The organism is Prochlorococcus marinus str. MIT 9201, from assembly GCF_000759955.1.
Taxonomy (GTDB): domain Bacteria; phylum Cyanobacteriota; class Cyanobacteriia; order PCC-6307; family Cyanobiaceae; genus Prochlorococcus_A; species Prochlorococcus_A marinus_G.
In genome coordinates this window covers 157962-181542 of the sequence record NZ_JNAL01000010.1, presented here as the reverse complement: position 1 = coordinate 181542, position 23581 = coordinate 157962, and the positions used below count along the sequence as shown (strand labels likewise).

37 protein-coding genes are annotated in these 23581 nt (G+C 32.4%); 22 read left to right on the top strand and 15 right to left on the bottom strand.

From position 1 onward, the window contains the following. Positions 1–20 precede the first annotated feature (20 nt). From EU95_RS04545 to EU95_RS10080, 4 genes are read left to right on the top strand one after another with little or no spacing between them, the layout of a single operon-like run. The gene (locus EU95_RS04545; RefSeq protein WP_032522118.1) at positions 21–380 is read left to right on the top strand and encodes a hypothetical protein; all 360 of its coding nucleotides are present in this window, start codon (positions 21–23) and stop codon (positions 378–380) included. Positions 381–403: 23 nt separating this feature from the next. Beyond that, positions 404–559 carry a hypothetical protein gene (locus tag EU95_RS09885; protein ID WP_193742466.1) on the top strand — a complete coding sequence of 52 codons (156 nt, stop codon included), beginning with the start codon at positions 404–406 and terminating at the stop codon, positions 557–559. Next, positions 556–984: a hypothetical protein gene (locus EU95_RS04550; RefSeq protein WP_032522117.1), complete on the top strand. Its 429-nt coding sequence runs from the start codon at positions 556–558 to the stop codon at positions 982–984. The genes EU95_RS09885 and EU95_RS04550 overlap by 4 nt, the downstream gene beginning before the upstream one ends. Positions 985–1035: 51 nt before the next feature. Next, positions 1036–1212, top strand: a complete 177-nt coding sequence (locus tag EU95_RS10080) for a hypothetical protein (protein ID WP_206537475.1) — start codon at positions 1036–1038, stop codon at positions 1210–1212. 766 nt (positions 1213–1978) lie between these two features. Here the strand turns inward: EU95_RS10080 and EU95_RS10270 are convergent. Together EU95_RS10270 and EU95_RS04555 are read right to left on the bottom strand one after the other, a co-directional pair. Then, positions 1979–2110, bottom strand: coding sequence for a hypothetical protein (locus tag EU95_RS10270; RefSeq protein WP_275040495.1), 132 nt, complete (start codon positions 2108–2110; stop codon positions 1979–1981). Between the two features lie 4 nt (positions 2111–2114). After that, a complete protein-coding gene (locus tag EU95_RS04555; protein WP_032522115.1) occupies positions 2115–2297 on the bottom strand; it encodes a hypothetical protein in 183 nt (60 codons plus the stop codon). Between the two features lie 100 nt (positions 2298–2397). Here EU95_RS04555 and EU95_RS0108885 point away from each other — a divergent pair, with 100 nt between their 5' ends. Next, positions 2398–2658 (top strand): hypothetical protein, encoded by a 261-nt coding sequence (locus EU95_RS0108885; RefSeq protein ID WP_158462203.1) that lies wholly within the window; start codon positions 2398–2400, stop codon positions 2656–2658. Between the two features lie 504 nt (positions 2659–3162). On the opposite strand, the gene EU95_RS04560 is transcribed toward EU95_RS0108885, so the two are convergent. Then, a complete protein-coding gene (locus EU95_RS04560) occupies positions 3163–3357 on the bottom strand; it encodes a hypothetical protein (protein ID WP_032522112.1) in 195 nt (64 codons plus the stop codon). A gap of 378 nt (positions 3358–3735) precedes the next feature. On the opposite strand from EU95_RS04560, the gene EU95_RS04565 reads away from it, so the two are divergent. Together EU95_RS04565 and EU95_RS09880 are read left to right on the top strand one after the other, a co-directional pair. After that, the gene (locus EU95_RS04565; RefSeq protein ID WP_032522111.1) at positions 3736–3957 is read left to right on the top strand and encodes a hypothetical protein; all 222 of its coding nucleotides are present in this window, start codon (positions 3736–3738) and stop codon (positions 3955–3957) included. A gap of 60 nt (positions 3958–4017) precedes the next feature. Next, entirely contained in the window at positions 4018–4173 is a 156-nt protein-coding gene (locus tag EU95_RS09880) for a hypothetical protein (protein ID WP_193742465.1), read from the top strand. Between the two features lie 87 nt (positions 4174–4260). On the opposite strand, the gene EU95_RS04570 is transcribed toward EU95_RS09880, so the two are convergent. Continuing rightward, positions 4261–4638 (bottom strand): DsrE family protein, encoded by a 378-nt coding sequence (locus EU95_RS04570; RefSeq protein WP_032522110.1) that lies wholly within the window; start codon positions 4636–4638, stop codon positions 4261–4263. Between the two features lie 298 nt (positions 4639–4936). Here EU95_RS04570 and EU95_RS04575 point away from each other — a divergent pair, with 298 nt between their 5' ends. From EU95_RS04575 to EU95_RS0108880, 3 genes are all read left to right on the top strand, one after another. Next, on the top strand, positions 4937–5137 hold the full coding sequence (locus EU95_RS04575) for a hypothetical protein (RefSeq protein ID WP_032522109.1): 201 nt from the start codon (positions 4937–4939) through the stop codon (positions 5135–5137). A 73-nt stretch (positions 5138–5210) separates the two neighbouring features. Next, complete coding sequence (locus EU95_RS10265) at positions 5211–5333, top strand: hypothetical protein (protein ID WP_275040494.1); 123 nt, start codon at positions 5211–5213, stop codon at positions 5331–5333. A gap of 47 nt (positions 5334–5380) precedes the next feature. Beyond that, complete coding sequence (locus tag EU95_RS0108880; RefSeq protein ID WP_032522108.1) at positions 5381–5644, top strand: hypothetical protein; 264 nt, start codon at positions 5381–5383, stop codon at positions 5642–5644. Between the two features lie 291 nt (positions 5645–5935). On the opposite strand, the gene EU95_RS04580 is transcribed toward EU95_RS0108880, so the two are convergent. Beyond that, entirely contained in the window at positions 5936–6274 is a 339-nt protein-coding gene (locus tag EU95_RS04580; protein WP_032522107.1) for a hypothetical protein, read from the bottom strand. Positions 6275–6553: 279 nt separating this feature from the next. Between EU95_RS04580 and EU95_RS04585 the strand changes: the two genes are divergently transcribed. Together EU95_RS04585 and EU95_RS10145 are read left to right on the top strand one after the other, a co-directional pair. Beyond that, a complete protein-coding gene (locus EU95_RS04585) occupies positions 6554–7123 on the top strand; it encodes a S41 family peptidase (RefSeq protein ID WP_241466721.1) in 570 nt (189 codons plus the stop codon). A gap of 151 nt (positions 7124–7274) precedes the next feature. Next, a complete protein-coding gene (locus EU95_RS10145; protein WP_413679216.1) occupies positions 7275–7457 on the top strand; it encodes a hypothetical protein in 183 nt (60 codons plus the stop codon). Positions 7458–7519: 62 nt separating this feature from the next. Here the strand turns inward: EU95_RS10145 and EU95_RS04595 are convergent, their stop codons facing one another. After that, positions 7520–7759 carry a hypothetical protein gene (locus EU95_RS04595; RefSeq protein WP_032522105.1) on the bottom strand — a complete coding sequence of 80 codons (240 nt, stop codon included), beginning with the start codon at positions 7757–7759 and terminating at the stop codon, positions 7520–7522. Positions 7760–7998: 239 nt separating this feature from the next. Between EU95_RS04595 and EU95_RS04600 the strand changes: the two genes are divergently transcribed. The 3 genes from EU95_RS04600 to EU95_RS04605 all read left to right on the top strand — a co-directional run bounded on the left by EU95_RS04600 (position 7999) and on the right by EU95_RS04605 (position 9567). Continuing rightward, entirely contained in the window at positions 7999–8259 is a 261-nt protein-coding gene (locus tag EU95_RS04600; RefSeq protein WP_032522104.1) for a hypothetical protein, read from the top strand. A 294-nt stretch (positions 8260–8553) separates the two neighbouring features. Further along, positions 8554–8784, top strand: coding sequence for a hypothetical protein (locus EU95_RS09425; RefSeq protein ID WP_080728109.1), 231 nt, complete (start codon positions 8554–8556; stop codon positions 8782–8784). 324 nt (positions 8785–9108) lie between these two features. Further along, a complete protein-coding gene (locus EU95_RS04605) occupies positions 9109–9567 on the top strand; it encodes an EVE domain-containing protein (protein WP_032522103.1) in 459 nt (152 codons plus the stop codon). A 5-nt stretch (positions 9568–9572) separates the two neighbouring features. Here the strand turns inward: EU95_RS04605 and EU95_RS04610 are convergent, their stop codons facing one another. The 3 genes from EU95_RS04610 to EU95_RS04620 form a co-directional block, all read right to left on the bottom strand. Beyond that, positions 9573–9824 carry a DUF2811 domain-containing protein gene (locus EU95_RS04610; RefSeq protein ID WP_032522102.1) on the bottom strand — a complete coding sequence of 84 codons (252 nt, stop codon included), beginning with the start codon at positions 9822–9824 and terminating at the stop codon, positions 9573–9575. A gap of 310 nt (positions 9825–10134) precedes the next feature. Continuing rightward, on the bottom strand, positions 10135–10506 hold the full coding sequence (locus EU95_RS04615) for a DUF1818 family protein (protein WP_032522129.1): 372 nt from the start codon (positions 10504–10506) through the stop codon (positions 10135–10137). Between the two features lie 2 nt (positions 10507–10508). Continuing rightward, a complete protein-coding gene (locus EU95_RS04620; protein WP_032522101.1) occupies positions 10509–10745 on the bottom strand; it encodes a DNA-directed RNA polymerase subunit omega in 237 nt (78 codons plus the stop codon). Positions 10746–10837: 92 nt separating this feature from the next. On the opposite strand from EU95_RS04620, the gene EU95_RS04625 reads away from it, so the two are divergent. After that, positions 10838–12406: an Hsp70 family protein gene (locus EU95_RS04625; protein ID WP_032522099.1), complete on the top strand. Its 1569-nt coding sequence runs from the start codon at positions 10838–10840 to the stop codon at positions 12404–12406. 7 nt (positions 12407–12413) lie between these two features. On the opposite strand, the gene pyrR is transcribed toward EU95_RS04625, so the two are convergent. Continuing rightward, complete coding sequence (pyrR, locus tag EU95_RS04630; RefSeq protein WP_032522098.1) at positions 12414–12950, bottom strand: bifunctional pyr operon transcriptional regulator/uracil phosphoribosyltransferase PyrR; 537 nt, start codon at positions 12948–12950, stop codon at positions 12414–12416. Between the two features lie 136 nt (positions 12951–13086). Here pyrR and gpmI point away from each other — a divergent pair, with 136 nt between their 5' ends. Then, on the top strand, positions 13087–14709 hold the full coding sequence (gene gpmI, locus EU95_RS04635) for a 2,3-bisphosphoglycerate-independent phosphoglycerate mutase (RefSeq protein WP_032522097.1): 1623 nt from the start codon (positions 13087–13089) through the stop codon (positions 14707–14709). A 23-nt stretch (positions 14710–14732) separates the two neighbouring features. Beyond that, positions 14733–14960, top strand: coding sequence for a preprotein translocase subunit SecG (gene secG, locus EU95_RS04640; RefSeq protein WP_032522096.1), 228 nt, complete (start codon positions 14733–14735; stop codon positions 14958–14960). A 70-nt stretch (positions 14961–15030) separates the two neighbouring features. Here secG and groL read toward each other — a convergent pair whose 3' ends face one another. Further along, positions 15031–16668 carry a chaperonin GroEL gene (gene groL / locus EU95_RS04645; protein ID WP_032522095.1) on the bottom strand — a complete coding sequence of 546 codons (1638 nt, stop codon included), beginning with the start codon at positions 16666–16668 and terminating at the stop codon, positions 15031–15033. Between the two features lie 51 nt (positions 16669–16719). After that, on the bottom strand, positions 16720–17031 hold the full coding sequence (gene groES / locus EU95_RS04650) for a co-chaperone GroES (RefSeq protein ID WP_011377073.1): 312 nt from the start codon (positions 17029–17031) through the stop codon (positions 16720–16722). A gap of 220 nt (positions 17032–17251) precedes the next feature. On the opposite strand from groES, the gene atpD reads away from it, so the two are divergent. Together atpD and atpC are read left to right on the top strand one after the other, a co-directional pair. After that, entirely contained in the window at positions 17252–18712 is a 1461-nt protein-coding gene (gene atpD, locus EU95_RS04655; protein ID WP_032522094.1) for a F0F1 ATP synthase subunit beta, read from the top strand. A 41-nt stretch (positions 18713–18753) separates the two neighbouring features. After that, complete coding sequence (atpC, locus tag EU95_RS04660; protein ID WP_032522092.1) at positions 18754–19158, top strand: ATP synthase F1 subunit epsilon; 405 nt, start codon at positions 18754–18756, stop codon at positions 19156–19158. A 2-nt stretch (positions 19159–19160) separates the two neighbouring features. Here the strand turns inward: atpC and EU95_RS04665 are convergent, their stop codons facing one another. From EU95_RS04665 to EU95_RS04670, 3 genes are all read right to left on the bottom strand, one after another. Continuing rightward, entirely contained in the window at positions 19161–19637 is a 477-nt protein-coding gene (locus EU95_RS04665) for a 30S ribosomal protein PSRP-3 (protein ID WP_032522091.1), read from the bottom strand. Positions 19638–19742: 105 nt separating this feature from the next. Continuing rightward, the gene (locus EU95_RS09870) at positions 19743–19901 is read right to left on the bottom strand and encodes a hypothetical protein (protein WP_193742463.1); all 159 of its coding nucleotides are present in this window, start codon (positions 19899–19901) and stop codon (positions 19743–19745) included. Between the two features lie 55 nt (positions 19902–19956). Then, on the bottom strand, positions 19957–21282 hold the full coding sequence (locus EU95_RS04670) for an aminopeptidase P N-terminal domain-containing protein (protein WP_032522090.1): 1326 nt from the start codon (positions 21280–21282) through the stop codon (positions 19957–19959). Positions 21283–21356: 74 nt separating this feature from the next. Between EU95_RS04670 and EU95_RS04675 the strand changes: the two genes are divergently transcribed. Together EU95_RS04675 and EU95_RS04680 are read left to right on the top strand one after the other, a co-directional pair. Beyond that, positions 21357–22334, top strand: coding sequence for a CNNM domain-containing protein (locus tag EU95_RS04675; RefSeq protein ID WP_032522089.1), 978 nt, complete (start codon positions 21357–21359; stop codon positions 22332–22334). A 3-nt stretch (positions 22335–22337) separates the two neighbouring features. Continuing rightward, a complete protein-coding gene (locus tag EU95_RS04680; protein WP_032522088.1) occupies positions 22338–23579 on the top strand; it encodes a GTP-binding protein in 1242 nt (413 codons plus the stop codon). The last annotated feature ends 2 nt before the right edge of the window (positions 23580–23581 follow it).

Genomic DNA, 23581 nt, shown 5'->3' with positions numbered 1-23581 from the left:
TAATTCAATGGTATTAGTAAATGGAAGTTTTGCTTTTTGCACTTTTTTTTATTAGCGCACTAATTTTCTTTATTGCAGGTAAAGATGATTTTGGAAGGACTGAGAGATCAATAATAAAGGAAGAAAAAAATATCGAAGGAAGGGATAAGGTTGCAGAAGTGGTTCAGAAAGAGGATAAGGTTGAAGTGGTTCAGAAAGAGGATAAGGTTGCAGAAGTGGTTCAGAAAGAAGATAAGGTTGCAGAAGTGGTTCAGAAAGAGAATAAGGTTGCAGAAGTGGTTCAGAAAGAGGATAAGGTTGCAGAAGTGGTTCAGAAAGAGAATAAGGTTGCAGAAGAAGGTAAGATTGAACCTCAAGATGAACTTAAAAAAGAATCGTAATTAAAAAAAATTATTTGAATTTTATGATTTATGGTTTTGCCTATCTAGGAATGATTATTGCTATTAGTGCAGGCTGGGTTTTTCTTGCAGTTTTAAAAAAACCTGATTTTATTGAAAAGCCACTTAGTGAACTGAAGAATAAAATAAGACCTTTTCTAAATCCAAAAGACGATCAATGAAACTCATTCTGATTTCATTTTTTTTAATTGGATTTATCGTAAAAATTAATCTTATAAATGGTCTGTCTATATTTGGAGAACTATATAGTCAGGGAAAAATAGCTAATAATTATTTAGCTAATAAATATTGTGATTCTTTAGAAAAAAATCTTTTTAAAGGTCTTGATAAAGAATCAACCTTGAAATATGAATATTTCTTCTCATCTATTCCTGATGATTATATAAAAGAAGAAAATAAATTTTTAGAAATTTTCAAATCTGATGTTAAATCAATATGTTCATATGATATTACGAAATCTAATGAAAAAGAATTTAAATCTTTTTTAGACAATTATGTCAAAACCAGAAGTAGTACTCCAAAAATTAAAGTTGAAGCTATAAATCCAACACCAATTAATCCTGCAATGATACCAGTATTCAGATAAACCTTCACAGTAGCTAATTCTTTTCCTTCTTTTTTAGTCATAGTTTTTTACTTGAATAAGCACATCCAAGCCACCAATGAAAACATCAATAGAGCAAGGCTAAAAATACTTTTAATATTAGCTTTGCCTTTTTTATCAGTTGATTTAAAAGGGATTAGCGCCATAACATTTAATAAAAAAAGAATTATTTCATGTTTTTCTTATTTATCAAGAAATTTTTATACATAAATAAGTTATAAAAACAATTTTATTTTAAGAATTAATTACCCCATACCACTCATCACTCCACTAATTAGAGACTTTGATGGATATTAAATTCATATGAAAAAGTTTGAGTAGCACCTCCTCGAAGCTTTAAAATCTGCCGAGATCTCATGCCAAAATAGGAACCAAACTAATGGCTAATGATAAGTGTGCGCGTATAGCCATTATTGGAATCTCAAGGAATCGTTATTTTTTACTCAAACTTATAACTGATTGAAAGTTATCTAAAATAAGGGGCAATTAGTTCCTTTTTTTTATCTTGCTATACAAATACAAGGAGATGATGTGGTCCGCGGATTAAAGATTTAATTAATCATGATTAAATTAATCTTAAGGATTCATGCAAAATATTTGAGACCGATTACCTTATGTATACGACAGTTCTGGTGATCGACTCAACCAAGGTTGACCAACTAGATCTTCACTAATCCATGGTCTGCAACACCAAGGTAAACTAACTTATCTAATCTTCACGGAAAGTAAGTTAAGTGATCAGAAATTAAACTTTCGGGATTAATTCTGAACTATCTTAAAAATAAAGTCGTTTGTAAAGCATGAAGAAGTGACTACTCACTTTTACTTCCAAAACTAATTTCTAAGAAAATTCTTAATCTGATTATCAAATAGATCTCCTTTCTGTCGTCACCAATAAAAAAGACCCTAATCTGGGTCTTTTTTTATGTCTTAAATTTTATTGATTGAGAGATAATCCACAAATACCTAAATATATTTATCTCGTTCTATCGCGATCAGTTAATGCTTTTTCAAAAGTAGAAAAGAAAGTATAAATGCTATTCAACGCAACCAAAAGAAGAACTACTGATCTTCCACGTTGATTTAATTGAAGTAATCTTTGAGTCATAAACTTAATAATCTTCGTTGTAATCGGATGGACTACCAGTTAAAGAACAAACAACTGATTCCTCTTTTTTCATTTCTTTTATTTCCACTATTGGTCTGCCCATTTTCTTTAAAACATTTATATCTTCTTTAGTCTGACAGCGAGCAATTATGTTTCCTTTTTGATCAAAGCAACTGTAGTAAGTCATTTTATTAAATGCAATTTAAAGTTTATGGTTGATTTCAGTTGTAGCAACGCAACCGACTCATGACAACCATGTTTTTAATCTAGGTTAGCCATAGATTTAAATGGCTAAAAAAACATACCTCTTCCCGTACCTAAATGTTCCTCAAACCGCACACATTAGATACGCAGTGTTTAGCTCAAATCAATTAGAACATATATTAAGACGAAATTTAAAAGGAAAAGTTATGAGTGGAGATTTTGAGACTCTTGAAATTAATCAGCCAAAAATTAAATATCTAAAACCAGAAGATAATACAGAATGGTTAGACAAATTAATTAATAATATTGAGGAAATGAAGAACAAGATATCAAAAGATTCTTAGAAATTTAAGAAAGAAACTTTCTTATTAGTTCTTTAGTTTAATTGAGAAACAATTCAAAAAAGATATGAATTTTGTATTTAAGGTAACCGCTTTTTTGTGAGCATTATTCAGAATAAGAGTCCGACTATTTTTTTATGCAAAAAAATTTAGATGAAAATTCTTATAAAAAAAGAATTGAAAATATAGAGAAAGGAAAATCTTATTTAAAAAGTAATGGATTTTTTAAATCAAAATCTAATCTCTTCGAAGACATACAAAAATTTATCTATAAAAGGTAATTGAAAAAAATTTTTTACCTTTGATTAATTAAATCTCTCCATAAGCAAGCCATCACGTAAAAGAAAGTAAGGCTTGAAAAGGTTAGGAGAAAAAAAGAATGGGTCAATTTTCTATAACTAAATTAATCCCAATAATCCTGCAGTAAAACCAACAGCTGCAAAAAATGTGAATTCAATCAAATCTCTTGGGGCAGAGTTAATAATTAAACCAATTTGAGTCATAATTTTATGACTTGAGAGAATTTTTTAAATCAAACTCTTCAGTTTTTTCAGTTTGACATTCAGCATCACCTTCGGCGCATTTGATTTCGGCTTTTTTGTTCATGTGGCTACTGCAACCACCTGCTATAACTGGTAAACCGGTTGTAGCCGTAAAACCAGTTAAGCATGCAAAGGCAATATAAGGAAAAAGTCTTTTCATCTAATTATTACTTTATGTAAACTCATTATGTTACATAAAAAGCTCAACTGTGAGTAGCTGATAATTAGACAAAAATTTATCAAGTCATCTTTACGATGCGGTACGATCACATGCACCCCTATTCCCACCATCACTTTCATAAATAGGAACTTTCTCCGACTAATATTGTTCGATAAACTAAATAAAATGATTTTGAATTTAGCTGACTCACGAAAAAGTTAACAAAATGCCATACCAGCACCATATCAGCTGTACTATTACCTGCAAATTATTGACTATGACTGAACCTAACTACTGGCTAATGAACCATGTGCCAGAAGTCATAGCAGTGGATTTCAAAAACCCATATAAAAATGTTCACGATATGTTCACGATTTAATGGCTTCACCTTCGAGTTGGGAATTCTATAAAGAAGAACAAACTAAGATTTTATGGGTCCATATTTGTACCCAAGATTTAACGGGTGTAGCTATCTCAGTAAATAAATGGTGGAAGACAAGATATCCAGAGTTCAAAATGAGAATAGTTTCTAAAAAAGAATTCGAAAAAATAAAAAAATGCAAGAGCAGCAACAGCAGCAATAAAATTAATCTTTGGTAAATTTTGATGCTGAACATTTTTTCTATTCAGCTAATATAACTTCATCACATCAATGAACAAATGAATTCTGCATTTACAAAAGTCTCAAATTTGAAAGTTAATAGGTCTTCTAAAATAGCTATTACGCTCGCATCATCAACTTTCTTTTTATACGCATTAGGTCAAGCACCTATTTTTAAAAATATTCTTGCAGGTGCTTTCTCTTGTTCTGGCTAAAAAAATACTTGTTTTCACGAGATGCTGAGAATCATAAATACATACTGATTGACAGTCGATCTAAACTGAGGAGCAACTAGCCCTTTTTTAATAGCAAAGTATGCTATCCGCTTTAATTGATTCTTCAACTAGAACATCTGGCATAACAAATTCTGCAGTATATCCATCTAGAAGCTTCTCATCGTAACCTCTAGATTTAGCAGACATTCCTGAGACATATATGGTAATTTTTGAACTCTTTAAATTTTGAAGATGTTCGTATAAATCTCCAGTACCTTGACCAATTATTTCACCAGCTTTTTTGCAATTTAATATTTGTACTCCGTCTCCTGCCAGAAAAAGTGTTACTTTATGATCGTTTTTTTCTGCAGTAAGGGCAACCAATAAACCTAAAGTTATTCTATTTTTGGATTCTAAACCGCTGTAAATATGTACTAGCACTGTATTGTCGGTAATGATAGACATTTAATCCTCCCTAAATTTTGTTTTTATATCCTAAATAAAATCTATTTTCATTAGCTGTTTTTTTTATGAAACGCTTACTACTTGCACCTCTTTCTTATTGGCAGATGGCTATTAAGTATTAAAAATAGCTCCAAAATATAGAAGTCTTCTTCCAACCTTTTTCCATAAATAATTGCGAATACTAGATTTATAAACCTCGATTTTTTGCCAATTTTCTTGCTTTTCCTTATTTTTTCGTAAGTATGCGTATATAGGCTCTAATTTGCTCTAAAAAACTGTCATATGGGGGTTTACGATTATGGAAATTCCAGAAGAAATGTTGAAAGAAATTAGAGAAAGTGGATACGATCAAGATCTTGTATATAACTACATAAGAGAACTAATAAACAGCGATATACAAATTAATGAAAATAACAATCTAAAGCTTATAGACAATTACTTATTAGATAAAAGATTTATGAGAGAGCTTGAAGATGATAAAGAATATGATGCTGCTTAATTAGATAAAGTACCTATTTTTTTCCTAATTTATTTAAAGGTTATTCTTTTGAGCAAATAACAGGATTAAAACAATGATGCAACTTGCAATCATTTTTTTACCAATTTTATTTGCAGTTATTTGGGCTGCTTTTATAGGGTTAAGAATAAATAAAGTAGAAACTAGAGATGGAAAAAGAAAATTAATTAATTACTAATTGATTGACAGTCGATCTAAACTAAAGAGCAACTAGCTCCTTTTTTTATGAACACACTCATCATTTCAACTTTTAGCTGTACATTTGAGGAGTTTAAAAATGACGTTACTAATTTATTTCTTGAAGAAATGTGCAAAGAGTTTGTCACTGATTATGAGTTTGTAAAAGTCAATGACCACAAATCTCATTTATTAATGAACTGTACTGACCTAGAAAGATTAGGTGAAGAGATGGAATCACCTTTTGCAAAGGAATGGGATAAAAAAAATAATTGTAAGGATACCGTCTATTCGATTGAGCTTGTTGGATAATATGATTATTCACCTCGTTTAATCTGCTCAAGGGTGCCAAGTCACCCAACCGACACGACGCCTTACTTTCCCAAATAGGTAATTTGATGGATAATAACTTAAGAAGCGGGTTTCGAAACCATTCCATCCACACACTATCCACACTTTGCAATATTCTTATAATCTCTTGATATGACTGAAGAAAAGTTTTGGCTAATGAAAAAAGCGCATGATGCATTTAGTTAGTCATAGCAAGGGTTTTATTTTTTATAAAAAATTCCATTCGAACCTCATTCGAACTTTTATACTCAATCATCTTCGATTAATTTTCTTATTTCTGGGGAATGCCAAATCATCATCAAACTGCAGATCATATTGATATTTAAATTCTGAGTAGTCTGAAAATTCAGGACAATATTCTTTTACCTTTCTTTTCAAGTAATATCTCAAATTATCCCAGTCCTTCATACCTAAAGACTTACCTACCAAATTACTTATCAGATTTACTAGATATAAAACATAATCCAATCTTAAAGTTTCACTTGTAGTTTCTCTTCCTATAGCCATTGCATACTTAGTATTTTTTTCACAAAACAATCTAAATAGCTTTTCATCTTTATCTTCCACTGCAATCAAATAATGCTTAGCCATGTCATTTAAAGTAAAACAATATACATCGATAATAGCTTGCAATAACTGACTTTATGTATATTTTTTATATCTTTTCTTATCTGTCCACATTGGTACATTTAATCTTCTCTATTAATCTTTTTAGATACTCAAATCAGTGATTTTTACTATCCACTAGTGTACAGATTTACAGTCAGTTACATAAATAAGAGCCCTCTAAAAACTAAATATCGACAACTTAATAGAACATTGTTCTTACTAGAAATAATCACTATCATGCTTGTTAATTAACTCTGTATTTTGAGAAGGTTTCTACTCCCACTACTGGCTGCATTATCTTTACCTGCTTCTGTTAATGCTGAAGTCTCTGATGAAATGCATAAAAAATGTTTAGAAGCACGAGATTATGCAGGTTGTGTGAAAACTAATAAAAAACTATCTCACAAAAAAGATAAGGAAATTTCAGGTATTGGAATAAGGCTTTTTCTTAATAGTGATACTGCTGAATTAACTATTCAATCTGTAATAAATGATTCTCCTGCTGCTTCCGCTGACATTCAACCAAATGATGTAATTATCAAAATAGATGGGAAATCAACAAAAGGAATGGGTATAAAAGAAGCCGTTTCTCTCATAAAAGGACAAATAGATAAGCCAATTAAATTAGTCTTATTAAGAGTTAATGAGTCAGGTAAAAAGGAAAAAATAAATGTTCGATTAGTAAGAGATACTTTTAAAGTCCCCAACAAAGAATATTTATATGAAGGAGATATGAGAAGGCAATTAGAGTTTTTCTTTCCAGAAAATTTAAAAGAAATTTTTCCAGACAATGAACTTCCCCCAAATCAAAAAAAAGGAACTTCTATTTAAATTTTTGAATGAAGCTGTTATTACTTGTACCCTAATTGAATTTCTAGATGTTTAATAAATAAATTTAATTCGTTAACTTATAAAAACTTCACATTTTATTTGAGAATTTTAAATAATCATGCTATTTAATTGTCCCCGACCTTAAAAAGTCATGATGAAGAAAACAAAAAGCACACCTCAACGTAAAACCACACTTAAGTGGAACGTTAATGGAGAACTATCTTCTATTGATATGGCAAGAATACTTGAGGCTCTCTCAGTCAAAGAGTTAACCCAGTGTGAGCTTGCATGTAATACAGAACCCAGAAAATTAGATCTCGGTATGTGGTGGTAGATAGTTTTTATTGTCATAAAAAAAAGAGGGATAAACCCTCTTTCCTATAAAAAAATCAAAATCTAAACTTTTTTCTTAGCGGGTTCAATAGCTTTTAGTTCAGTTTTCAACTCTTTTTCTCTTGCATCAAGATGCTTAACTTGAGCTTTGTATGCTTCTTCAAGTTTTTTCTTTTGATGACGAATCTCTTCAAGTTCATCTTGATTTTGCGTTCTTTGCAACTCCTTCATCTCACTATCAGAGATTACATATACGGGTCTATATGCAGGAGTATCAAAGAATAGATCAAACATTGAATACATTGTTTACCTCTGAATTAGTACATGTCCATTTTTATACGAATAAGCAATGTTTGTAATGTTACAAACCGAATGATTATATAGGGCAAATACACCGAACTTCGGTTTACACGTCAAAACCGAATAGTAAAAACCGATAAATATTAAAAAAAAAAGAGCTGTTGTAGGTCATTTGCCCTCGACCCTATACTTTTATTGATTGACAGTCGATCTAACATAGAGGGATAAAACCCTCTTTTTTTATGAATACCTTAATAGTTTCTACTTTTGATTGTTCTTTTGAAGATTTCGATAAATTTGTAGCTGATTTCCACGAAAAGGAGGGGCATAAATATGTCGCAGAATATGAACTCATCAGGGTAAATGAACATAAAAGTCACTTAATACTAAAAGTTAAAGATTTAGAAGGATTTGCTGCTGCTACAAGTACTCCAGAGATGAAAAAGTGGGATAAAGAAAATGGTTACAAAGACATTTGTTATTCACTAACTCCAGTTGAATAAATGAAACGCTTACTACTCCCACCTCTTTTCAAACTATTCAGCAAAGTACTTTCCTTTCATCACTAAATCAAAATACCTGCCCTGTTTTAGATGCAGAGGAGATAAAAAAACAAGAACAAAAGAAAGCTATTAGAAAGTTATATCCGTAAAATTTCAACAAAAATTTTTGAGGTCTCATAAATACATACAGCCAAGACCATTAACCCCATACACCCCTCGAAATATCTCATATGGTTAATAGTTGACTTCAACCTAGCCCTGTTGCTATAAATATTAGTACATCTGTACTATATTATGATGGAGGACTGGCAGGAATGGGATTATTTAGAGGACGAGATATTAGTAAGAAAACGACGGAAGATTTGTATTACTTGCAATCACTTCAGGTACAGCACGACAAGTTCTTGTGTCACCATCCTTACTTGTCCGTTTCATCAAAAGCTTATTCCTCAAGGAGATCATCTCATTAAGGGGTGTAGATACTGGAGAGAGAACAGCAGAATATTCGCTCCTGAGGCAGCTTAAGCTTTGGGTGCGCTGTTCTTTATAGAGAACACTCAACCTAGTCTATGACTGGGTTTTACATGCCTAGCTGGTATAGATTTGACAATCTGCTGGTATAAAAGACCCTCTCATTCCCTGAAAAGCATTGTAAATACTACGTTTATTGATTTCAAAAAAAATTTTACTTAAAGCGATCTGTTTCTATATTTTTTCTAAACTTTCTTCGACTAACTATCTTCGATAAACTAAACAAAACGCTTTGGATTTAGCTGACTTTCGAAAAAAGTTAACAAAATGCCATATCAGCACCATATCAGCAGCACTATTTCCCGCAAACTATAGACTATGACTGAACCTAATTACTGGCTAATGAAAAGTGAGCCTGATGCCTACAGTATAGATACTTTAAAAAATGAGGGTGTAACATTATGGGACGGAATAAGAAATTATCAAGCTCGAAATTTTATGAGAAAAATGAATAAAGGAGATAAAGTTTTTTTCTATCATTCGAACTGTAAACCCCCAGGTATTGTGGGACTTATGGAGGTGATAGATCTAAATATTGTTGATCCAACTCAATTTGATAGAGATTCAAAGTATTTTGATCCAAAATCGAAATCTGAAAATCCGAGATGGGATTGCGTAAAAGTAAAATTTTTATCTAAATCAAATCAAATTCTTAGTTTACCTGAATTAAAGATTTTGTTTAATGAGGATGAGTTATTAGTTGTAAAAAAAGGGAATAGGTTATCTATAATACCTATACGAAATGACGTAGCAAAAATACTACTTGAAAAGATATAAAAACTTTAGTCCTTAAAATTCATTGAAAACATATTGCCAACATAGAGTCGCGTTAAATCTCTATTATGAAATCCTTTTTGCATTAAAAATCCTGCAATAGCAGCTTGTAGTATTCTGTATTGATCCCAGTTAGGATGTTCCTCAACAAATTCTTTCATTGCTTTTTGAAGGTTCTCCTGAAGTTCACATTTAAAACTTATTACTTCCTCTTTATTACTTGTGAGTATTGGATCTTGGTCACAATTAAACTTTTGCATATCAAAAAACTTTTTTAAATAAAATCTATAAGGTTAAGTTTTCTTCAAAATTACTAAATCGTCAACAAGTATTATTAAGAAACAGTCTCAGTAAATAGAATAATGAGAATCCAGTCATAAAAGGGGGGCTCATGAAAATTAATTTTTTTGAATTAAATCTTACTGAAATATAAAGAATTATATAAAATTAGAAGTTTTCCACATGCTTTAGGTTATTTGATATTTTTCAAAAAATAGTTGTGGAAAAGTTGTGAAATATTTTTTTTGGCCCGGGGAAATATTTTTCAAAACTTCCAATTTTATTTATCTTTTAATCCATTGATTCCCACATTTTTTTTATTTCAATAAATAAATCTTGAGCTATTGGTATCGGCCAATACATTTCGAAAGATCTAGTTTGATCTTGACTTTCAAAGATAAACCTTAAACTCCATGCATCCTTCTTACCCTCTAACTTAATATACCAAGGTAGTTGTTCTAATTCTAAGGTAATCAACTCCTCATCCATCAATTCATTCTTGATATTTTGAAGTTGTTCATTAATTTTTAGCAGTAAAAGATAAAGTGAATTAAACTCACTTTTTTGTAACTCAATTGACCAATAATCAACACAAATCAAAAAGCAAAATTTGCCTTTTTCAAAATCTCTAAGTAATCTCCATCTTTTTTGGTCTGTTACCAAAATCAACCAGGAAGTAAATCTGGCTGGTCTTGTTCATCGCTAAGTTCAATAATTGACCTTTGAACAGGTTTAATAGTTGACTCCTCTAAAAGTCCATCAAAATCATCAAACCGTCTTTGTTTAGCTCTGAAAGCAATTTTCACAGTAGTTAAATATCTATTGGTTGATTTTCTTATTAAGCTTTCACCTCTTTTTGCAAGATCATTAGAGTCGACTCTTCCGTTGTTTGATACGTTCATTAAAACAAATCATACTAACTTTATTCTACAATTTATTGGAACAATTCAAAACATAAATTACAAAAAGAACTTATTTGATTAAAAAATTTCATATGGAAGAGAATTTATCTGGAACGCTTGCTATTGATTTAGGGAATACTAATACTGTAGTAGCTTTTCAAAATCAAAAAGATATAAATACTGTTTTAGTTGAGATCCCAAATATAACATCATCCCCAGGAGTCATTCCATCAGCAGTTTGGTTCGAAGAACCTTCAAAAATTCTGAAAATTGGTGTAAGCGCCCTAAAGATGAGGGATAATTCTAATTCGGATTTGTTTTTCCATTCGAATTTTAAAAGATTGATTGGAAATCCTATTGAAAAAAATAATCAAAAAAATATTCTAAAACCTGCTGAATGTGGCGAAAAATTTTTTAAATTTTTATGGGCAAACATTCCTCAGAGATATGCAATCAAGAGACTTGTTTTAACTGCTCCGATTGATACATATAAGGGTTATAGAGAATGGTTAGTTAACCTATGTGGAAATATTTCTGTAGATGAAGTAGCTCTTGTTGATGAGCCCACGGCGGCAAGTTTGGGGATTAATGTTCCATTTGGCTCCAAAATTATGACTGTAGATATTGGAGGAAGCACTATAGATATGAATATAGTCAAAATAGAGGGAGGAGAAGGGAAATCAGGTCCAATAGCAGAATTATTAAAATTCAAAGGAAATGATGTAAGCTCAATTTCAAAACAAAAAATAAAGTGTGCTGAAATAATCGGTAAAATAGGCTCAAAAATTGGTGGTAAAGATATTGATCAATGGATCGTAGATTATTTTATTCCAAATAATAAATTCGTAATTAATCTTCTAAAGGCTGAAGAAATAAAATGTAAACTCAGCTCATCTTCAATCAAGTATGAAAATAAATATCCAGTTAAATTTTTAATTGAAGAAAAACTAGAAAAGGAATTCTACTTAAGTAAAGAAATATTTGAGGAAATTATTGTTAATAATAATCTCATCAATCATCTTAATTTTTTACTTAAAGATTTATTAAATGAAGCGAGAGGCAAATTTTGTACAGTAGATGACTTGAGTGCAATTATTTTGGTTGGAGGAGGTACTCAAATACCATTTATTAAAGAATGGATAACAAAAAAGATTCCAAAAATTGAAATTAAATCACCTCCTCCTATCGAATCAATAGCTTTAGGAGCTTTAGCAATGACCCCAGGTGTAAAAATTAAGGACATTTTAAATAAAGGATTATCTATAAGATTGTTTAATAAAAAAGAACAAAAACATTTCTGGCATCCAATTTTTTGCAAAGGTCAAACATGGCCAACTGAAAACCCATTTAAACTAATACTTCAGGCCAGCCAAAATAATCAGCAGATATTTGAAATAATTATTGGAGAAACAAAAAAAGAAAGGGAATATGATGTTATTTTTGAAAATGGATTACCAAAAATATCAGATCATCAAAGTGAAGAAGAAACTATCAGATGGAATAAAGAACCCCTCAAAATTTCACTAAAAAATAAATGTAATATTGGAGATGATAACTTGACTCTTTTCTTCAAAATTAGTGACAAAGCTGATTTATTAGTTAAGTGCCTCGATATTAACGATGAATTTTTAGGAGAATATAATTTAGGAAAAATCTTCTGAAATAAAGCTATTCAAGAAAAACTCCTTCTTCGTTATCAATATTATTAAGACGTAAACTAATACTTTCATTTTTACTGGTTATAACTTTTTTGCCGCAAAAGTCTGGATGAATAGGTAATTCTCTATGACCTCTATCTACCATTACTAGTAACAACACTTTTTGAGGTCTGCCCCATGAATATAAAGCGTCCATAGCAGCTCTAATAGTTCTACCTGTATAAATTACATCATCAATCAAAAGAATTTCTTGTTTATCAATAGAAGATGGAATATCAGTTGCTTTTAATAGGCGAGTTCCAACCCTATTTTGATCATCTCTATAAAAAGTTGGATCAATTATTCCTTTTCTTATCTTTAAACCTGTTTTAGAGGATAATTTTTTTTGTAGAACTTCTGCTAGATTAATTCCCCTAGTTGGAATACCAATCAAAAGTAGGTTGTCCAGGTCTTTTACTTTTTCAACAATTTCAGAAGTTAACCGTGAAAGGGTTTTTTTTAACTCAACTTCAGTAAGTATTACTTTCCTTTTTGTTTTATTGGACATAATTTCTTAATAAATAAAATTTGTTCAATTTTTAAATAAATTAGCAAAAGCTGACTATATTAAATTTAAATTGTTAAAGAGTAGCGTTTAAAGCTAAATTTAACACTAGATCACTTAAAGTGAATTTGATCTAAGTATGTCAAAGATTAGCAGCAAAAATATAAATAAATTAAACGTTCCTCAGAGCCCTGTAGTCCTTGCGATATTAGATGGATGGGGATACCGAGACGAATTAACCGACAATGCCATAAAAAGAGCCAATACACCAATCATGGATTCATTGTGGCATTCATATCCACACACTCTTATAAGCGCTAGTGGATCTGATGTGGGTCTCCCAGATGGTCAAATGGGCAACTCAGAGGTAGGGCATCTTACTATTGGATCGGGTAGAATAATCCAGCAGGAACTCGTAAGGATTACAAATGTCTTTAAGGATAATCAGTTAGGATTGATTAATCAGTTAAAAGAGGTCGCCGATACACTTAAAAGAAACAATTCTACTTTGCATATCACGGGATTATGTTCTGATGGCGGGGTACATAGTCATATTGATCATTTATTAGGGTTAATAAAATGGGCATCCGATTGCGGTATTAAAAAAGTTGCAATTCACATTATTACTGATGGAAGAGATACACCAGCAAAAAGTGCTTTAAAATATATAAATCAAATTGAGTCATGCATCAATAAATTAAATACAGGTGAAATAGCTTCTATATGTGGAAGATACTGGATGATGGATAGAAACCTTCTATGGGACAGAACAGAAAAAGCACATGCTAATTTGACCGATCCACATATCAAAATAACAAATATTTCTCCTCAGGATTATATAAAACAAAGTTATGACCAAAACATAACTGATGAATTTATAGAACCGATTCGAATTTCTGAAAATTATCTTAAAGATGGGGATAGTTTGATTTGCTTTAACTTCCGACCAGATAGAGCGAGGCAAATAATTAAATCGCTTTCAGAGCAGGAATTCTCAGACTTTGAACGAAAATTTTCTCCAAGTCTAGATTTAGTTACCTTCACTCAATATGACGCGAATTTCTCTGTTAAGGTTGCATTTCCTCCTGAATCTCTCAATAATTTCGTCGGCCAGATAGTTTCAGAAAACGGGCTCAAGCAATACAGAACAGCAGAAACAGAAAAATATCCTCACGTAACATATTTTTTCAATGGAGGAGTAGAAATTCCTTTACCTGGGGAAGATAGACATTTAATTCCATCTCCAAGGGTCGCAACTTATGATATGGAACCAGAAATGTCAGCGGAAGAATTAACTAAAAGTTGCACTAAAGCAATTAAAACTGGAAATTATGCTTTTGTGGTAATAAATTTTGCTAATCCAGATATGGTTGGTCATACAGGCAACATGAATGCAACTATTAAAGCTATAGAAAAAGTAGATAAATGTATCGGTCAAATAGTTAATGCCACTGGAGCAATGGGTGGAAGCATTCTCATAACAGCCGATCATGGTAATGCAGAATTAATGAAAGGGCCTGGAGGAGAACCATGGACTGCACACACTACAAATAAAGTTCCTTTGATTTTTATCGAAGGTGAAAAAAGAAAAATCCCAAATATGGGAAATGAAATTAATTTAAGAGATAATGCTGGCTTGGCAGATATTGCTCCAACTTTATTGCAACTATTAAATCTCCCGATTCCTAAAGAAATGACTGGAAAATCTTTAATCAAGGAAATAGAGTTAAAGGGTTATAATAAAGTCGTACAACACGTCTAAAGCTAATACAAGACTTTAAAATAATGATTCAAATTTTTAGTTGGATATGGGTACTTTCTGGAGTTCTACTTATCCTCTTAGTTTTACTTCATAGTCCCAAAGGTGATGGAATGGGAGGAATAGCTGCAACTGGAAGCTCAATGTTTAATAGCGCAAGCAGTGCTGAAGCATCTCTAAACAAAATAACTTGGACTTTTTTAATTATATTTTTGTCTCTTGCAATTATTCTTAGCGCTGGCTGGCTTTCATAAGGTTTCAAAAAAAAAGGGACCGTTTATATGATCCCTTTAATTATAAGTAAATTAACTAACTACCTTTTAGTTAATAATCAAAGTCACCACCCATACCTGGAGCTCCTGCAGGAGCAGATGAATCTTTTTTCTCAGGTAAATCTGCAACTATGCATTCAGTTGTTAGGACCATGCCTGCAATTGAAGCTGCATTTTGTAATCCTGAACGAGTCACTTTTGCAGGATCAACTATACCGGCAGAGGACATATCAACATATTCTCCAGTAGCAGCGTTAAATCCATCATTAAAAGGCTTAGATTTTACATTTTCAGCAATTACAGCACCATTAGAACCAGCATTTTCTGCAATTCTCATAAGAGGGGCAGTCAATGAAGCTTCAACAATGTTAGCTCCAATTAATTCCTCGCCTTCTAAATTTTTATCAGCCCATTCTTTTAGAATAGGAGATAAATGAGCAAGAGTTGTTCCTCCTCCAGGTACAATTCCTTCTTCAACAGCTGCTTTTGTTGCGTTAATAGCATCCTCAAGACGAAGCTTTTTATCCTTCATTTCAGTTTCGGTAGCAGCCCCAACCTTAATTACTGCCACTCCTCCAGCTAATTTAGCTAAACGTTCTTGAAGCTTTTCTTTATCGTAGGAAGAATCTGTTTCATCCATTTGTTTCTTAATTTGATCACATCTAGCTTTTACTGCTTGCTCATTTCCTTCAGCTACAATTGTTGTAGTCTCCTTATTGATAGTTATTCTTCTACCCGTTCCGAGCATATCTAAAGTAGCATTCTCTAATTTCAAGCCAGCATCTTCAGTAATAAGTTGGCCATTTGTTAAAACTGCCATATCTTCAAGCATTGCTTTTCTTCTATCACCAAACCCAGGCGCTTTTACTGCAGCAACATTTAGGACACCTCGTAATCTATTAACAACAAGGGTTGCTAAAGCCTCTTTTTCTATATCTTCAGCAATAATGACTAGTGGTTTACCAGTTTTAGCTATTTGTTCCAAAACGGGAACTAAATCTTGTACTAAGGCAATTTTTTTATCAGTCAGAAGGATGTAAGGTTCATCTAAAACAGCCTCCATTCTCTCCGTATCTGTTGCGAAGTAAGGTGATATGTAACCTTTATCAAAACGCATCCCCTCGGTAACTTCTAGTTCAGTAGTCATTGATTTTCCTTCTTCTAAGGAAATAACACCTTCTTTACCAACTTTATCCATGGCATTGGCTATCATTTGGCCTACTTCTTCGTCGTTTCCAGCTGCAATAGTTCCACATTGAGCTATAGCATTACTATCACTTATGGGCTTGGAATTCTCCTGGATTTTACCAACTAGAAATTCAGTAGCTTTATCAATTCCTTTTTTCAAGGTGATTGCATTAGCTCCTGCCGCCACGTTTCTTAAACCTGCTTTAACCATTGCATGAGCCAAAACAGTAGCTGTTGTGGTGCCATCTCCAGCTGCATCATTAGTTTTTGAAGCAGCTTGTCTAATTAGAGCAACCCCTGTATTTTCAATGTGGTCCTCTAATTCGATCTCTTTAGCGATTGTGACACCATCGTTAATAATTTGGGGAGCACCAAATTTTTTTTCTAAGACAACATTTCTTCCTTTTGGTCCAAGCGTTACAGCTACAGACTCAGCAAGGATATCAATTCCTCTCTCGAGCGCTCTACGAGCTTGCTCATTGTAAATAATTCTTTTAGCCATGTTTAGGCAGCAATTTAGTAATAAGTTTTAATAATTTTTGAAACAAATATTTTAGCCTACAACAGCTAAAATATCTTTTTCTGAGAGCAAGACATATTCATCTCCTCCCAATTTGATGTCTGTTCCAGCATATTTGCTGTACAAGACTTTATCGCCAATACTCACTTCTGGAGTTTGTCGAGAACCATCGTCATTAAGTTTGCCAGGGCCTACCTGAGCAACTTCTCCTACCTGTGGTTTTTCTTTAGCTGAATCAGGCAAAAGTATGCCCCCAGCAGTTTTTTCCTCAGATGCGGAAACTTTGATAAATATTCTATCTCCCAGTGGTTTTACTGTAGAGACCGTAAGTGAAACAGCTGCCATAGATTAATGGAGGATCATGATTGAGACGCCTTGCGTCATAAAAATGGAAAGAGAAATACTCGATCCTTATCATCAACAACATAATCTGCGAAGCGGCAATTAAACCATAGTTCAACTGTGCGGGTGGCCGAACCCATTTAACGAATCTACCCATGAGGTGGTAGTATTTTCGGATTATAAGCTGTATAAAATCAGCCATTTATCACCAAATCAATAAAAAATGGTAGCAACTCCATCAACTTCCTCACAAACAAAAGGCGTAGTACGTCAGGTAATTGGCCCTGTTCTAGACGTAGAATTCCCAGCTGGGCAATTACCCAAAATACTTAATGCTTTAAGAATAGAAGCAAAAAATCCTGCTGGACAAGAAATAGCGCTCACTGCAGAGGTCCAACAGCTCCTTGGTGACCATAGGGTAAGAGCAGTCGCAATGAGTGGCACAGATGGCCTTGTAAGAGGCATGGAAGCAATCGACACAGGTGCGCCAATATCTGTACCTGTAGGAGAAGCAACTTTAGGAAGAATATTTAATGTTTTAGGAGAACCAGTAGACGAACAAGGTCCAGTAAAAACTCAGGATACTGCACCAATTCATAGAGCGGCTCCAAAATTAACTGACCTAGAAACTAAGCCAAAAGTTTTTGAAACTGGAATTAAAGTTATTGACCTTTTAGCTCCATACAGGCAAGGAGGAAAAGTCGGGTTATTTGGAGGAGCTGGCGTTGGTAAAACCGTCCTTATTCAAGAGTTAATAAATAATATCGCAAAGGAACATGGTGGGGTTTCTGTTTTTGGAGGTGTTGGAGAAAGAACAAGAGAAGGGAACGATTTATATGAAGAATTCAAAGAATCAGGCGTTATTAATGCAGATGACTTAACTCAATCAAAAGTTGCTTTGTGTTTTGGACAAATGAATGAACCACCTGGCGCAAGAATGAGAGTAGGCTTATCAGCACTTACAATGGCTGAACATTTTAGAGATGTAAATAAACAAGATGTTCTACTTTTTGTTGATAACATTTTTAGATTCGTTCAAGCAGGCTCTGAAGTATCAGCTTTACTTGGAAGAATGCCTTCAGCCGTAGGATACCAACCAACTCTGGGAACTGATGTTGGTGAATTGCAGGAGAGAATTACATCTACATTAGAAGGTTCAATAACATCTATTCAAGCTGTTTATGTTCCTGCTGATGACCTGACAGACCCTGCTCCAGCTACAACCTTTGCCCATCTAGATGCTACTACTGTGCTTGCAAGAGCTCTTGCAGCAAAGGGAATTTATCCAGCAGTTGATCCATTAGACTCAACAAGTACTATGCTTCAACCATCCGTTGTTGGCGATGAGCATTACAAAACAGCAAGAGCTGTTCAATCAACTTTACAAAGATATAAAGAACTTCAAGATATTATTGCTATTCTTGGTTTAGATGAGCTTTCTGAAGAAGATAGATTAACAGTGGACAGGGCCAGAAAAATTGAGAAATTCCTTTCACAACCTTTCTTTGTGGCTGAGATATTTACAGGAATGTCTGGTAAATATGTAAAATTAGAGGACACCATCGCAGGTTTCAACATGATTTTATCAGGTGAGTTAGATGATTTACCCGAACAGGCATTTTACTTAGTTGGTAATATTGATGAAGTTAAAGCAAAGGCTGACAAAATAAAATCAGAAAAATAAATATCTAGAATCTATTTTTAACTTTCAATAATTTCAAATTAATGGCAATTTCTCTTAAAGTTTTAGCTCCTAATAAAAACGTTTATCAAGGCGAGGCTGAAGAAGTAATCCTTCCTAGTACTACTGGTCAACTTGGCGTACTACCAGGACATATTTCTTTAGTTACTGCTATAGATATCGGCGTTTTAAGGCTAAGAATGAATTCCCAGTGGAAATCAATAGCTCTTATGGGAGGCTTCGCTGAAATTGAATCAGATGAAGTAATAGTTCTAGTAAATAATGCTGAAATTGGTTCTGAGATTGATGTTCAAAATGCTGAGCAAGATCTTAAAGAAGCAAAATTAGCAATTAGCAAGTTCTCTGAAAATGAAAAAAATCCACAAAAAATAAAAGCCTTAAAAGAAATTTCTAAGGCTGAAGCTAGAATTCAAGCTGCAAAGAATTAAATCTAAGCAGTTCCACAAAAAGTTACTTCGGGAAACTTCAATTTGGCTTCTTCTAACTTTTTAGTTTTACCCTCTTCTTGCCAATAGTTTATTACTTCAGTAGCTTTATTCAATATTTCAACACTTTCATTAGCTGTAATCCAAGCCTTGTTCTCAAGATCACTTTTTAATTTTTCCCACGCATCATCTCTTGGCCAAAAATAATAAGCAGTAAGGGGACTTGCCCCTCCCCCTACAATTTGATCAACAGCTAATGCAACGTTATCAGGTAACCATAACACTTTAATGATGAACCTCCCTTCATCAGGTTTAGGGGTATAGCCAGTAGGTACACCATCTTCATCAATTGTAGCTGCTGCTAATACAGCAGTAGCACCCATCATCCCTGAATTAGGAGAAGAATTCTTAGATTTTGGTGAAGCACTGGTTTTCTCTTTTTTTTCTGTTGAATTTTGATTTAACTTATCTGATGAAGTCATTCACTTATTTATGTTTATAAATAATTTATCAGTTTATGGTCACATTTTGATTGATTTATTTAAAATTTCTTGATTTAGTTATTGATATTTTTTTAAACAAAATTTTTATTTATCATGAGAAACTTTATAAAAATCATAAATTGTAGCTTCCAATGAATCCCAAAGATCTTTAGGGATATCGTTTTCTTCTGCAAACATTCCAAGCTGACTAGCCAAGCCTCTTGCTTGAGAGAGTTTGAAATCATATGAATCTGACTTATCCATGTTTGAATCTAAGCTTTATAAAAAATAAAACTATTAACTGGATAAGTCAAATTTTTTAAAATTCCAAATCAGAAATTTCTTTAAGTGCGGAGAGACTTAAAACTTCTGGATTTGCATCTCTCACCAATACATCATCTTCAATTCTTATTCCAATACCTTTCCATTTCTCATCAATAAGTGGTTGTCCCTCAGGGACTGGGATCCTATCACTTATATAAATACCAGGTTCTACCGTTAGGATCATTCCATTCTGTAATGGCACTTCATAGTCCCCCATTCTATAAGCTCCAACATCATGAACATCCAATCCAAGCCAATGTCCAGTCCTATGCATGTAAAGATGTTTATATGACTGATTCTCAATGATCTCCTCAGTGTTGCCGGACAATAAACCAACTTCTTTTAATCCTTCTATCAGAATTGTTAAGGCAATATGATGCACAGTACTAGAGTTCGAACCAGTTACAGCACTTTTGATTGCATTTTTCTGGGCACTTAATACAATTTCGTAGATAACTTTTTGCTCTTCAGAAAATTTTCCACCTATTGGAATGGTTCTTGTTATGTCTCCATTGTAATAATCAGTTAGTGAGCAGCCAGCATCTACCAACAATAAATCTTTCTTGTTTAACGGTGAATTATTTGAAGTGTAATGCAAAATACATGCATTATCTCCTGAAGCAACAATAGAATTATATGCAGGTCCTCTCGCCCCTTTTTCCAAAAAGAATCCCTCTATAAGGCCCTGAATTTGTCTTTCATTTTTCTTTGATGAGATAGATTCTCTAACTAATTCATGAGCTTCTGCTGAAATTTGTGCAGCCTCTCTCATTCTCTTGATTTCAAATTCACTTTTAATTAATCTCATTTCATTTAAATAAATTTCTGGAGATTTTATAGAATTTGCACCAATCCCTAATCTTGAGCGATTTTCAAGTTGTTGCGAATATATTTCCAGCACTATTTTTTCGATTAATAAATGCTTACCAATTGAAAAAACAATCTCATCACAACCATTTATATAACTTGGAAGTAAATCTTTTAGTTCGGTTATTGAATGAGCCTTATCAGCTTTAAACTCTTCTTCAGCGCCTTCTAAACCCCATCTAAAACCATGCCATACTTCACTGATAACATCTTTGGGAGCAACAAACAGAATAAATCTCTCTCCCCTTGGTTTATGCGATAAGAAAAGAGCGATTGCATCAGGCTCGTCGAAACCAGTTAAATACCAAAAATTACTATCTTGCCTAAAAGGATATTCACAATCGGCATGATGCTTTACAAGATTAGCCGCAGGAATAATAGCAGCCTTTCCAGCTAATTTATTTAGGAAAATTTCTCTTCTTTCTTCAAAAACTTTATTGTCAGGCTTAAACATAAATTGTGTATTGGCGTGTTTTAAAAAAAAATGGAAGAATGAATTTAAAAAGATTTAGTACCTAATCTAATTTAATGGAACCAAATGTTTACGGTTTAATTTTACTTATAGTTTTTATTTTAGTTGGGTCTGCATGTTGTTCGGGAGTAGAAGCAGCTTTTTTAGCTGTTAATTCAATTAGAATTATAGAGATAGCCTCAAAACAAAAACCAAAAAGTTCTGCAAATCAACTTCTTAAACTAAGAAAACATCTTGGAAGGACACTAACTGTTATTACTATTACTAATAATGGCTTTAACATAATTGGTAGTCTTATCTTAGGAGTATACGGAGCTTTGGTAATTAAAAGTAGTTATGGCTTAACCTTATTTTCAATTGCTTTTTATATATTAGTTGTTTTAGTCGGAGAAGTACTGCCCAAAGCTTTCGGCACAAGATTTTCAGTTCAAATAGCTCTACTATCAGTTCCCATTTTGAGAATATTAAATACTTTAATGAGACCATTCTTAATACTAATAGAACAAATATTTCCAGTTATTACTGTAGAAAATGAAATCTCAACAGATGAAGAAGAAATTAGACAAATGGCAAGAATTGGGAGTCAAAAAGGAGTGATAGAAGCTGACGAGGCTGCAATGATATTTAAGGTTTTCCAATTAAATGATTTAAAAGCTAAAGATTTAATGATCCCAAGGGTATCGGCACCTTGTCTCGATGGGTCGTCGAATCTTGATAAAATTTCGAAACTCATAATGTCTGATACCTCTCCATGGTGGGTTATTTTAGGAGATAAAGTTGACAAAATTCAAGGGGTAGTTAAGCGTGAAAAAATGTTAGCAGAATTAATTAATGGTGAAAATAAAAAATTGTTATCAGAAGTTTGCGAACCTGTAGAATATATTCCCGAAATGATTAAGGCAGATCAATTATTAACAAGATTTGACAAGAATAATAAAGGAGTAAAAGTAGTAGTAGATGAATTTGGAGGATTTGTGGGAATTATTGGTGCAGAAGCTGTCTTATCAGTATTAGCTGGTTGGTGGAAAAAATAAATTATGAAACAACTGAAATCTGATAAAAATTATCTAGTGTTAAAAAAATGGTGGGAGACTATAGATCTTACTAATTATGAAAAAAGTTTTCTTAATAAAGAAATAATTTCTTTTAATCAACAACTTTTAAGACTCAAAGAAAAAAAAATAAGAATTGGAGCATACGGTAAATCAGGTGTAGGAAAATCTTCTGTTTTAAATTCTCTATTAAAAAAAGACATCTTTAAAACAGATATTATTAATGGGACTACAAAAGAAATAAAATCGGAAACTTGGAATCTTAAAGATCAATCACTAAATAGTTTAGATTTGCTAGATTCTCCAGGATTTGATTTCTGCAATATTAAATTTCCAGATAAAGTTTACTCTTATATAAATAATTCAGATCTTATTTTATTTATAGTTTCAGGAGATTTAAATAGAAATGAGTTAAGCGAAATCAGCTCTTTCATAAAAGATGGAAAAAAAATTATTATAGTTTTAAACAAAATCGATCTTTTTAATAAAAATGAATTAAAAGAAATAATTGAAAATATAAAATTTAAGCTTCCAAAAGATTTAAATATTCCAATAATTATTAATAATCAAAACAATCTTAAAAATTACATAACAAAATTAATAAAACAATATGGTGAAATACTATTAACCCTAAATTCTATTCAATTAGCTGACAAATTGTTTCTGCGAATAAAAGAGCAAAGATTGCAAAGAAGGCAGAAATTAGCTCAATCAACTATTGGTAAATTTTCGACTATAAAGGCATCCGCAGTAGCTCTTAATCCTTTCATTTTATTTGATATTGCTGGTAGTTTCGCACTAGATACTGCATTGATTAGCGAATTAAGTAAGATTTACGGCTTAAAGTTGAAAGGTGAATCTACTAGAAAAATATTTAAAAATATATCCATTAATAATTTATGTTTGGGAGTCACTCAAGTCGGCGTCAATACCTCTTTCAACCTTATTAAGAAAGTAATTCTATTAACAGCACCTTTTACTAATGGGCTTTCATTATTACCCTATGGACCGATAGCAATTATTCAAGCAGCAATAGCAGTGCATTCTACAAAAATTCTAGGAAAATTAGCAGCAAAAGAGATATTTATAAGAAGCAAAGCTTCTTTTATAGAACCCGCTATTATGATCAAAAATATGACTTTTAATGACCCAGAGATTTTTAATCACATAAATATTTATTTTTCAAATAAAAATTTAAATAATAATTTTGTTAGTATTCTGCCTTAAAA